General features: G+C 61.7%; 7 protein-coding genes. 4 read left to right on the top strand and 3 right to left on the bottom strand.

Annotated elements, in window-relative coordinates:
- Positions 1 to 9 precede the first annotated feature (9 nt).
- Positions 10 to 1,743 (top strand): PTS fructose-like transporter subunit IIB, encoded by a 1,734-nt coding sequence (locus KVG87_RS20745; RefSeq protein WP_217852347.1) that lies wholly within the window; start codon positions 10 to 12, stop codon positions 1,741 to 1,743.
- A 171-nt stretch (positions 1,744 to 1,914) separates the two neighbouring features.
- On the top strand, positions 1,915 to 3,456 hold the full coding sequence (locus KVG87_RS20740) for an alkaline phosphatase D family protein (RefSeq protein ID WP_217852345.1): 1,542 nt from the start codon (positions 1,915 to 1,917) through the stop codon (positions 3,454 to 3,456).
- Between the two features lie 119 nt (positions 3,457 to 3,575).
- Here the strand turns inward: KVG87_RS20740 and KVG87_RS20735 are convergent, their stop codons facing one another.
- Both KVG87_RS20735 and KVG87_RS20730 read right to left on the bottom strand, forming a co-directional pair.
- Positions 3,576 to 6,104 (bottom strand): PepSY domain-containing protein, encoded by a 2,529-nt coding sequence (locus KVG87_RS20735; protein ID WP_217852392.1) that lies wholly within the window; start codon positions 6,102 to 6,104, stop codon positions 3,576 to 3,578.
- A gap of 235 nt (positions 6,105 to 6,339) precedes the next feature.
- Complete coding sequence (locus KVG87_RS20730; protein ID WP_122699949.1) at positions 6,340 to 8,661, bottom strand: TonB-dependent receptor; 2,322 nt, start codon at positions 8,659 to 8,661, stop codon at positions 6,340 to 6,342.
- Between the two features lie 207 nt (positions 8,662 to 8,868).
- On the opposite strand from KVG87_RS20730, the gene KVG87_RS20725 reads away from it, so the two are divergent.
- Entirely contained in the window at positions 8,869 to 9,549 is a 681-nt protein-coding gene (locus KVG87_RS20725; RefSeq protein WP_024011586.1) for a Fe2+-dependent dioxygenase, read from the top strand.
- Entirely contained in the window at positions 9,546 to 10,304 is a 759-nt protein-coding gene (locus KVG87_RS20720; RefSeq protein WP_217852343.1) for a tetratricopeptide repeat protein, read from the top strand. The genes KVG87_RS20725 and KVG87_RS20720 overlap by 4 nt, the downstream gene beginning before the upstream one ends.
- A 184-nt stretch (positions 10,305 to 10,488) precedes the next feature.
- Here the strand turns inward: KVG87_RS20720 and KVG87_RS20715 are convergent, their stop codons facing one another.
- Positions 10,489 to 11,652, bottom strand: a complete 1,164-nt coding sequence (locus KVG87_RS20715) for a type III PLP-dependent enzyme (RefSeq protein WP_016771733.1) — start codon at positions 11,650 to 11,652, stop codon at positions 10,489 to 10,491.
- Positions 11,653 to 11,962: the final 310 nt, after the last annotated feature.

The following is an 11,962-nucleotide window of genomic DNA, read 5'->3' as shown; positions in this document are numbered from 1 at the left end:
GGGTTTGTCATGAAGTTAGCCATTGTTACGGCTTGCCCGAACGGCATGGTCACCAGTGTGCTGTGCGCGCGCCTGCTCGATGCAGCGGCGCAGCGCCAGGGCTGGAGCACCAGCGTTGAAGTGGTCGATCCGGCACACCCGGAACGCGAATTGTCGGCGGCGACCATCGAAGCCGCCGAGTGGGTCTTGCTGGTCACCACCGGCGCGGTGGACATGAGCCGGTTTGTCGGCAAGCGCGTGTTCCAGATCGCTCCGGCGCAGGCGCTGCAGGATGTCGAAGCGGTACTGCGTCGCGGTGCTGAAGAAGCCGAAGTCTACGTGGCCAGCGCAGTCGAACCGGCGATTGACGCGCCACGTGCGCCACGCATCGTCGCCATCACAGCCTGCCCGACCGGCGTCGCCCACACCTTCATGGCCGCCGAAGCGTTGCAGCAGACTGCCAAGCGTCTGGGCTATGAATTGCAGGTCGAAACCCAAGGCTCGGTCGGCGCGAAAACCCCGCTCAGCGCAACGGCCATCGCCGAGGCTGACGTGGTGCTGCTGGCGGCGGATATCGACGTCGCTACCGAGCGTTTCGCCGGCAAGAAAATCTATCGCTGCGGCACTGGCGTTGCCCTGAAGCAATCCGAAGCGACCCTGAAAAAAGCCCTGGCCGAAGGCGCTGTCGAAAGCGCGGCAAGCGACGGCAAGGCTCCGGCCAAGTCGGAGAAAACCAGCGTCTACAAGCACCTGCTCACGGGTGTGTCGTACATGCTGCCAATGGTGGTGGCGGGTGGTTTGCTGATCGCATTGTCGTTCGTGTTCGGCATCACCGCGTACAAGGAAGAAGGCACGCTGGCGGCGGCGCTGATGCAGATCGGCGGCGACACCGCGTTCAAGCTGATGGTGCCGCTGCTCGCCGGTTACATCGCCTACTCGATCGCCGATCGCCCGGGCCTTGCGCCGGGGATGATCGGCGGTTTGCTCGCAGGCACTCTGGGCGCCGGATTCATCGGCGGGATCATTGCCGGCTTCATCGCCGGTTATGCCGCCAAAGCCATCGCCCGCTATGTGAAATTGCCGCAGAGCCTGGAAGCGTTGAAGCCGATTCTGATCATCCCGTTGCTGGCCAGTCTGGTCACCGGTCTGGTGATGATTTACGTGGTCGGCAAACCGGTCGCCGGCATGCTCGCCGCGCTCACCCAGTTCCTCGACAGCATGGGTACCACCAACGCGATTCTGCTCGGCGTATTGCTCGGCGGCATGATGTGCGTCGACCTCGGCGGGCCGATCAACAAGGCTGCCTATGCGTTTTCGGTGGGGCTGCTGGCCTCGCAGAGTTACGCACCGATGGCCGCGACCATGGCCGCCGGCATGGTGCCGCCGATCGGTCTGGGCATCGCCACCTTCATTGCCCGGCGCAAGTTTGCCCAGACTGAACGCGAGGCCGGCAAAGCGGCTTTCGTGCTGGGCCTGTGCTTTATCTCCGAAGGGGCGATTCCGTTTGCCGCGAAAGACCCGCTGCGGGTGATCCCGGCGAGCATCGCCGGGGGTGCGCTGACCGGTGCCTTGTCGATGTACTTCGGCTGCAAACTGATGGCGCCGCACGGTGGCTTGTTCGTGCTGGCGATCCCGAATGCGATCAACCATGCGCTGCTGTATCTGCTGGCGATTGTTGCGGGGAGCCTGGTTACGGCGGTGGTGTATGCGCTGCTTAAACGGCCTGAGGCTGTCGAGTTGGCAGTCGAACCCGTCAACGCCTGACACCCGCCAAACCCTGTGGGAGCGAGCCTGCTCGCGAACGCGGAGTGCCAGCTGAAGATGTGGTAACTGGCAGGACGCCTTCGCGAGCAGGCTCGCTCCCACAGGAGTCTGCATTGTCATAGCGGGTTCATACACCCGTGCTTAAGTTTTCCCTTTTGCAGGGAGAACACCATGAGCGATTTCAATCTCGGTCGGCGTCGCGTCATGCAAGCGGTCGGCGCCGGGCTGTTGCTGCCGGGGCTGGCGCCGGCGGTGATCGCCTCGGTCAAGGATCGTCCGCAGCTCACCGACGGCGTGCAGTCCGGCGACCTGCTCGGCGACCGCGCGATGATCTGGAGTCGCAGCGATCGCCCGGCGCGCATGGTGGTCGAGTGGGACACCGGCAGCCTGTTCGGCAACCCGCGCAAATTCGTCTCGCCACTGGCCGATGCGCGCAGTGATTTCACCGCCCGCGTCGAACTCACCGGCCTGCCGGCCAACCAGGCAATTTTCTATCGCGTGCACTTCGAAGACGCCCAGAGCGGCGTCGCCAGCGAACCGTGGTTCGGCCATCTGCGCAGTGTGCCAACGACAAAACGCGACATCCGTTTTGTCTGGAGCGGTGACACCGTCGGCCAAGGCTTCGGGATCAACCCGGATATCGGCGGCATGCGCATCTACGAAGCCATGCGCCTGCGCCTGCCGGACTTCTTTATCCACAGCGGCGACACCATCTACGCCGACGGCCCGGTGCCCGCGCAACTGACCACCGAAAGCGGGCGCATCTGGCGCAATGTCACCACCGAAGCCAAGAGCAAAGTCGCGCAGACCCTCGACGATTATCGCGGCAACTATCGCTACAACCTGATGGACGAAAACATCCGCCGCTTCAACGCCGAAGTGCCGCAGATCTGGCAGTGGGACGATCACGAAGTGGTCAACAACTGGTCACCGGGCAAGCAGCTGGATGAGCGTTATCAGGAGAAAGATATCCACAAGCTGGTCGGCCGCGCGCGGCAGGCGTGGCTGGAATATGCGCCGATGCGTTTGCAAGCGGCGGACGGCGGCGGGCGGATTTATCGCAAGCTCAGCTACGGACCGATGCTCGATGTGTTCGTGCTGGATATGCGCAGCTATCGCGAAGCCAACGACGACAACCTCGGCGCGGCAAAACCGTTTCTCGGCCGTGAGCAACTGGACTGGCTCAAGCGTGAATTGCAGGCGTCGACGGCGCAGTGGAAAGTCATCGCCGCCGACATGCCCATCGGCCTGGGCGTCCCGGACGGCGAGGTCAGCCCGGGGGTTGCACGCTGGGAAGCCGTGGCCAACGGCGACCCCGGCCCGGCGCAGGGGCGTGAACTGGAAATTGCCGAGCTGCTCGGATTCCTGCGCGCGCAGCAGGTGCGCAATTTCGTGTTTCTGACGGCGGACGTGCACTACTGCGCGGCGCATCACTATCATCCGGACCGCGCCGCGTTCCAGGATTTCGAACCGTTCTGGGAATTTGTTGCCGGGCCGTTGAACGCCGGCAGTTTCGGGCCGAATCCACTGGACAAGACGTTTGGCCCAGAGGTGGTGTTCGAGAAAGCACCGCCCGCACAGAACTCCTCGCCGTTTGCCGGGTTTCAGTTTTTTGGTGAGGTGAATATCGAAGGGCAGAGCGGCGAGATGAGTGTGGTGTTGCGGGATCTGGATGGCATCGCTGTTTACGAACAGAAACTCCAACCGGACTGAGCAGCGCGTCCCCTGTGGGAGCGAGCCTGCTCGCGAAAGCGGACTTACAGCCAACACCAATGTTGACTGTTAAATCGCCTTCGCGAGCAGGCTCGCTCCCACAAGGGGATGGTGTTGGGTCAGTAAACGTCCCGGCGATAGCGGCCCTGTTCGATCAGACGTTCGACTTCGGCGCTGCCGAGGATATCGTTGAGCGCCTGGTCTACGCCTGAGGCCATCCCTTGAAGGCTGCCGCAGATATAAATGACGGCACCATCAGCCAACCACTTCTTCAGTTCATCCGCCGACTCACGCAAGCGATCCTGCACATAAACCTTCTCAGCCTGATCCCGCGAAAACGCCAGATCCAGCCGCGCCAGATCACCATTGACCACCCATTCCTCGAGCTCGGCGCGGCAGAGGAAGTCGTGCTCGCGGTTGCGCTCGCCGAACAGCAGCCACTGTCGTTGCTGACCATCGGCAATGCGTGCCTTGAGCAGGCTGCGCAGGCCGGCGAGACCTGTGCCGTTGCCCAGCAGGATCATCGGCACGGGTTCGTTCGGCAGGTGGAAACCACTGTTGCGCCGCACGCGCAGGCTGATGCTGCCGCCCACAGGCGCATGCTCGGTGAGCCAGCCGGAGCCTATGCCGAGGCTGCCGTCGTTGTGCTGTTCCTGACGCACGATCAGCTCCAGCACGCCGTCAGCGGCAATCGAGGCGATGGAGTATTCGCGCATGGCCAGCGGCACCATCGCGTCGACCAGCGACTGCGCATGCAGGCCGACCAGATGCGCGCGGTGTTCGGGCAGTTGGCGTGAGGCGAGGGCCACTTCCAGTGGCTCGTCGATGCCGTTGACCTTCACCGGGGTCTCGCCACGAATGCCGAGGCCGTCGAGGAAGTGCTCGATGGCCCACGGGCAATTGCGTGGCAACACTTCGACCAGGTCACCGGCCAGCCAGCTGCGGGTGTCCGGGGCTTTGAGGCCGAGCAGATAGACCGGCGCGCCGCTGCTGTCGGGGTTCATCAGTTCGCGACGGACCAGCGTCCAGTTGTCGTAGCTGGGTGCTTGCCAGGTTTCGCTCGGCGCCTGTCCGGTGAGCTGGCCGAGTTGCGTTTGCCAGTGACGCAACGCGTAAGGATCGCCGCTGTCGACCTCCACCGGGGCGAACAAGGTCTTGCCGCCGTGCTCGCCGAGCCATTGATGCAAGCGTTTGGCGAAGCCGCAGAAGTGCGCATACTGCCGGTCGCCGAGGCCGAGCACGGCGTAGTTGAGGCTGTCGAGTGTCGAGGCTTTGGCCAGCACTTTGCGTTCGAAACCCCGCGCGCTGTCCGGCGCTTCGCCGTCACCGAAGGTGCTGACCACGAACAATGCGTTGTTCGACTCACGCAGATCCTGTTCGCTCAGATTGGCCAGCGGCTGCACGTTGACCGGCAGCCCGGCGGCCTGTAGTTGTCCGGCGGTCTGCCACGCCAGTTGCTCGGCGAATCCGCTCTGGCTGGCGAAGCCGATCAGCCAGGCCGAAGCCTCGGCGGACGGTTGCGCGAGGCCTTGGCGGGCATCCTTGATCTGCTTTTTCTTGCGCCGACGATCCAGATACAGCAGCCAGCCAGTGATGAAAAACAGCGGCATGCACACCGCTGCGATCGTCACGATGATGCGCCCGACGAGGCCGAAGTAGCTGCCCACGTGCAGCGCATAAATGCTGGTCAGCAGTTGGGCCTTGAAGCTTTTGTCGGCATAGCGGTCGACGCGTTTGACCACGCCGGTGGTCGGGTCGAGGGTGATCTGGTTCAGCGCGCGGTCATGGGGTGAGCTGTCGAGCAGGTAGAACACCGTCGCCGGCTGGCCGGCCACCGCCGGCATGCGAATGTTGTACGCGGCCAGACCCGGGCCGGCAGCGCTGTAGATGCTGCTCCACATCGCTGCGTAGTCGGCGGTCGGTGCCGGGCCTTCCGGCGCCGGGCCGCGACCGCCGCGTACGCGTTCGTTTTGCGGCGCGTCGGAAAGCAGTCGGGTCAGGCCTTTGTTGTACCACTCGTACGACCATGACAAACCGGTCAACGCCAGCAGCAGATAAACCAAAAGGCACCAGGTGCCGGCCACCGAGTGCAGATCCCAATTGAACGCGCGGCCCTTCTTTTTCCAGTCCAGGGTCAACCACACGCGCCAGCTGTTCCACTGACGCGGCCAACGCAAATACAGACCAGAAAGGCAGAAGAACAACAGCATCAAGGTGCAGGCGCCGGTAATGTTGCGCCCGGTATCGCCCATGGCGAGGAAGCGGTGCAGTTGCAGCATCAGGCCGAAGAAATCCTGACCGGTGGCGTCGCCCTTGAACTCGGCGGTGTACGGATCGAAGTAGCGCATCTCGCCACGCCGTTCGCCTTTGGGTGGGGTGAAGTAAACGCGTGCGGCGTGACCGCTGTCGGTCTCGACCCAGAGCATCGCGACTTTCTTGCCGGACGCAGCTTCGATGCGCTCCACCAGTTCCACCGGCGGCAGCACTCCGGCGACCTGTTTTTCCACCTGCAGAACGGACGGATTCAGCGCGCGCAGGATCTCGTCCTGAAACGAATAGGCCGCGCCGGTGATGCCCATCAGAGCCAGCACCAGCCCTGCGGTGATGCCAAAAAACCAGTGCAACTGGAACAGGGTTTTCTTCAACACGTCACTCGCCGTCCGTTCGGAAATTGTCATCACGGCGCGCATTATGCCGTGGGTTATCAAGAAGCGTTTTGCGTAACACACGAAAGCCCCGTTCAACTGAATGAACGGGGCCGAGCCTCGCGGCACATTCTCTGTGGGAGAGAGCCTGCTCGCGAAAGCGGTGTGTCAGTCAGCATCAATGTTGCTGAAAGATTGCCTTCGCGAGCAGGCTCGCTCCCACAGTTATTCACATCGGTCAGAAGTGGAAGTTGGTGCTCAACAGCGCCGTGCGTCCCGCCGCCTGATTGGCGAAGTGGGTCGAGAAGGCTTTGTCGTAATAGGTTTCGTCGGTCAGGTTCTGCACGTTGAGTTGCAGGTCGACGTTCTTGGTCAGCTTGTAGGCCGCCATCGCGTCGTAACGCACGTACGAATCGACCATCGTCGTGTTGGCGACACTGCCGTAGACGTCATCGACGTAGAACGCGCCACCACCGATCGTCAGCTTTGGCGTGACCTGATACGTGGTCCACAGGCTGGCGCTGTTTTTCGGTGTGTTCGGCAGATCGTTGCCGTCGTTGGCGCGACCCAGCGGGCCACCATCAACCTGTTCGCTGTCCATGAAGGCGTAACCGGCGAACACCTGCCACTTGTCGGTGATCTTGCCGCTGGCCGACAGTTCGAAGCCTTGTACGCGGGTCTTGCCGGCGTTCTCGTAGGAGCTGGTGTCGACCTGCACGCGAGCGTTTTCCTTCTCGGTGCGGAAGATGTCGGCGGTCAGCGACAGGCGATCATTGAGCAGATCCCACTTGGTGCCGATCTCGTAGTTCTTGGTGGTTTCCGGCTCCATGTCGCTGCTCAGCAGGTTGCCGCTGCGATCCGGCGTGCCGCCCAGCGGGTTGCCTTCCTGACCTTCGCCCAGGGTGTTGCCCGGCGGTGTCGCCGAGGTTGCATAAGAGGCGTAGATGCTGCCGTTTTCCGCCGGCTTGTAGACCACGCCGAACTGGCCGGTGACGAATTCGCTGGTGTCATCGCCCTTCGAGGTGGTGGTGCCTGCTGCGTTGTAGGTTTTGTAGTCGGTGTCGAAGTGGTCGTAGCGCAGGCCCATGTTCACCAGCCACTGCTCGGACAACTCCAGCGTGTCGAATACGTACAGCGCGTAGGTGTCCGCCTGGGTGTCGGTGCCGGCGTAGTTGCGCGAGATCGCACCGTTCCACGGATCGTTCGGGTTCGGGTTCGACAGCGAGGTGCAGTTGTAATTGCTCGAGGCGCCAATCATCGCCGGTGTGCAGTTACTGCTGGAAGGCACATTGGTCGTACGCGGCGTAGTGTCGGTGTTGACGTTGTACGAGGATTTCTCGCTCTGCTCACGGGTGTATTCGACACCGGTGGAGAAGCTGTTCTTGAAACCGCCCACGTAGAAGGTGCCGAACAGGTCGGTCTGGTTGGTGGTGGTTTCGGTGTTGCTCACCCGCGTGTTGGCCCGACGCCAGACGCTGCCGTTGTTGACGTTGCCCTTGCTGTCGTCCGGCTGGGTGAGAATGTAATCCTGCATGCTGCTGCCGTGGCGCAGGGTGTTCTTGATGGTCAGCGCATCATTGAGGTCGTGCTCGATGGCGAAGGTCGCGGTGTCGGTGCGGCCCTTGCGGAAGTCACGATCCAGACCATAGAAGTTGTCGTGATCGCCACCGGCGTACGGCTTGTCCGGGTTGGATTTGGTGCGCGCGGCCGAACCACCGGTGGGAATGGTGTACGGGATGCCCGAGTCCGGGGTGTCGTTGCTTTCCAGATGGTAGTAGTCGAGGTTTACACGGGTATCGGTGCCCAGGCCGAAGGCCAGCGACGGCGCGATGCCCCAACGGTCGTAATCGACTTTGTCGCGACCGGCGACGTTGCTCTCGTGGCTCATCAGGTTGAGACGGCCGGCAGCGCTGTCGCTGAACTGATAGTTACCGTCGAGGGTGTAGCGCTGGGTCTGGTCGGAGCCGTAGGTGAAGCCGCCGTCGAACGAATTGCCCAGATGCGCTTTCTTGCTCACCAGGTTGATGCTGCCGCCGGCGGCGCCACGACCGCCAATCGCCGAGTTCGGGCCTTTGCTGACTTCGATGTTTTCCACGGCGAAGATTTCGCGGCTCTGCGAACCGGTGTCGCGCACGCCGTCCAGATAGGTGTCGCCCTGAGCATCGAAGCCGCGAATGAACGGACGATCGCCCTGCGGGTTGCCGCCTTCACCGGCGCCGAAAGTGATGCCCGGCACGGTGCGCAGCGCGTCCTGCATGTTCAGCGCGCCGGTGTCCTTAAGCACTTGTTGCGGGATGACGGTGACCGAGCGCGGCGTGTCGACCAGTGGCGCGGTGTACTTGGGCGAGGAGGCTTTTTCGACCTGATAGGAGGTCGAGTCTTGGGCTTCGCCGGTGATGGCGGTGGCATCCAGGGCAATGGCGTTGCCGGAAGTTTTGCTCTCGGTTTTTTCCGCCGCGAAGACCATCTGCCCAGCCGAGCCGGCGGTGATTGCGACACCGATTGCCGAGGCGAGCAGACGTGGTGAACTGACCGGTAGTTGTGCGTGTTGACGTGCCATTTTTATTCCCCTCCCCAAGGATTTGAGGCGGCGGAATATAGGGTAAACAGGTATTCGTATCAATTGCGAAACATTGTTATTCGCATTGAATTTACATTCTTTACAATTTGCCCTTACGGTTTCTGCTTGTTCATCCGTCTCGGGGGTTTTACACAGTCAATAAGAATCAATACCATTGCCGCCTTCTTGCCATCAGGTGACATCGCCATGCTGCTGCACATTCCCGGGCTGTTCGCAAAAGATGAAGTGCAGCGCATCCGCCAGGCGCTGGAGCAAGCGGATTGGGCCGACGGCAAGATCACCGCCGGCTTCCAGTCGGCCAAGGCCAAGCACAATCTGCAACTGCCCGAAGGCCACCCGCTGGCCAAGGAAATCGGCGCGGCGATGCTCGAGCGGCTGTGGAAGAATCCGCTGTTCATGTCCGCCGCATTGCCGCATAAGGTCTTCCCGCCGCTGGTCAATTGCTACACGGCCGGCGGCAGTTTTGATTTCCACATCGACAATGCCGTGCGCCAGCCCAAGGGCAGCATCGAGCGGGTGCGCACCGATTTGTCGGCGACGCTGTTTTTCAGCGAGCCGGAAGATTACGACGGCGGCGAACTGGAGATTCAGGACACCTACGGCACTCAGCGCGTGAAGCTGCCAGCCGGCGACATGGTGTTGTATCCGGGCACCAGTTTGCACAAGGTCAATGCGGTCACCCGTGGTGCGCGTTATGCCTCGTTTTTCTGGACGCAGAGCCTGGTGCGCGAAGACAGCCAGCGCGCGCTGCTGTTTGAAATGGACGGGGCGATTCAGCAACTGACCCAGGACGTTCCCGATCACCCTTCGCTGATCCGCCTCACTGGCACTTATCACAACCTGCTGCGGCGCTGGGTCGAGGTATGAGTTTCCAGCTGCGCCGCGAGGAAGTTCTCGATGCAGCCGGGTTGGCGGCAATGCTTGAAGACAGCCCGGCTCGAGCGGCGCAGGCGATTTTGCTCGCGGCGGGCGAGGGTGAGGTTGAAGCGCAAGCGTTGCTTGGGCAGATCCTGCTGGACGGGCAGGGCATCGCGCAGGATCAACCGCTTGCATTGCGCTGGTTCGGCATCGCCGCCGGGCGCGGGCATCTGATGGCGCGCAACATGCTCGGGCGTTGTCATGAGCATGGTTGGGGTTGTGCGGCGGATGCCTCGGTCGCGGCGCAGCATTATCGAATCGCTGCCGAGGCGGGGCTGGACTGGGCGATGTACAACCTTGCCAATCTACTGGCCACCGGGCGCGGGGTGACGGTTGATCGTCAGCAGGCGCTGGCGCTGTATCGGCGTGCGGCTGAGTTGGGCCATGCGAAATCGATGAATCTGCTGGGGCGCTATCTGGAGGAAGGGCAGGTGTGTCAGGCAGATCCGCTGGCGGCGCGTGACTGGTATCGGCGTTCGGCTGAGGGAGGGGATTTTCGTGGGCAGTTCAGTTTCGCGGCGGTATTGGCGGGTGAAGGGCGGATCGACGATGCTGTCATATGGCTTGAGAAAGCCTTGGCCGTCGGCAATCTGAATTTCCTGCGGGTAGCGAGCCAGACGCTGGCTGATGCGACAGATCTGCGGATTCAGGCTTTAGCAACTCGATACCAGCGGCGTGCAGATGAACTGACCCGCACCGCATAACCCTGTGGGAGCGAGCCTGCTCGCGAAGTCGTCGTGTCAGTCACCCACATCTGTACTGACTCACCGCTTTCGCGAGCAGGCTCGCTCCCACAAGGGACCTCCTGGATCACAAAAAAGCCCATGACACGTCATGGGCTTTTCTCTTGCAGCTTGCAGCTTGCAGCTCAAAACTTGCAGCTGCTCCTTAAACGTAAAACGACTTCAGCGGCGGAAAGCCATTGAACTCGACCGCGCTGTAGCTGGTGGTATACGCACCGGTCGACAACCAGTACAGACGATCACCAATCGCCAGGTTCAGCGGCAACCCGTACTTGTAGTTCTCGTACATGATGTCGGCGCTGTCGCAGGTCGGGCCGGCGATGACGACTTCTTCCATCTCGCCTTTCTTCTCGGTCCAGATCGGGAACTTGATCGCTTCGTCCATGGTTTCGATCAGGCCGGAGAACTTGCCCACATCTGTGTAAACCCAACGCTCGACGGCAGTGCGCGACTTGCGCGCAACCAGTACCACTTCGCTGACCAGAATACCGGCGTTGGCGATCAGCGAGCGGCCCGGCTCCAGAATGATTTCCGGCAGGTCATCACCGAAGTCTTCTTTCAGGAAGCGGATGATCTCTTCGGCGTAGGTTTCCAGGCTGTTGGTGCGGGTGATGTAGTTGGCCGGGAAGCCGCCGCCCATGTTGATCAGCTTCAGGTGAATGCCGTCTTCTTCTTTCAGGCGTTCAAAGATCACTTTGACCTTGGCGATCGCCGCGTCCCAGACGCTGATGTCGCGCTGTTGCGAGCCGACGTGGAACGAGATGCCGTACGGCACCAGACCCAGGTCGCGGGCGAGGATCAGCAGGTCCATGGCCATGTCGGTCTGGCAGCCGAACTTGCGCGACAGCGGCCAGTCAGCAGTGGTCGAGCCTTCAGTGAGGATGCGCACATAGACTTTCGAACCCGGTGCAGCCTTGGCGATGTTGCGCAGGTCGGCTTCGGAGTCGGTGGAGAACAGACGCACGCCCTTCTCGTAGAAGTAGCGGATGTCCTTGGATTTCTTGATGGTGTTGCCGTAGCTGATACGGTCCGGGCTGACGCCGCGATCCATGACCTTGTCCAGCTCGTAGATCGAGGCAATGTCGAAGCTCGAGCCCTTGTCTTTGAGCAGGTCGATGATCTCGACGGCCGGGTTGGCCTTGACCGCGTAGTAGACCTTGGCGAATTCGAAACCGGCGCGCAGGTCGTCGTAGGCCTGGGCGATCATCGCGGTGTCGATCACCACGAACGGGGTTTCCTGTTTGTCGGCGAACGCCTTCATTTTGTCGAATGTAGCGCGCGCGAAATAGTCTTCGACCTGGATCGACATGCTGGGAACTCCTGCTGGCAAACTAAGTTAATCAATGGGTGCATGAACGCCCTCCGTATCCCCACTTTGGTTCGCCTACTTCCCAAGGCATGTCGCCGAAAGCAAAAAGGCCTGGGGATGTGCAGCTGTCCCTTGGCCTCGCTGTCTCGTCGTCAGTACTTGAGCCGGATGGATCGTTTCCAGCATGGACGTTCGGCGCGAACTTTAGGGCGTGAGGGGCGCGAGATCAACTAAAAATGTCGCGTTTTTGCACGCTTCTGACGTGCGTCGCGTTCATCACTCCTTCTACCCGACCGAGATGACGGGCAGA

Origin of the sequence: Pseudomonas siliginis (assembly GCF_019145195.1) — a bacterium.
In the GTDB taxonomy this organism is placed as follows: Bacteria; Pseudomonadota; Gammaproteobacteria; order Pseudomonadales; family Pseudomonadaceae; genus Aquipseudomonas; species Aquipseudomonas siliginis.
Note: the sequence above shows the minus strand (reverse complement) of the source record. Positions and strands in the feature narration are given on the sequence as shown.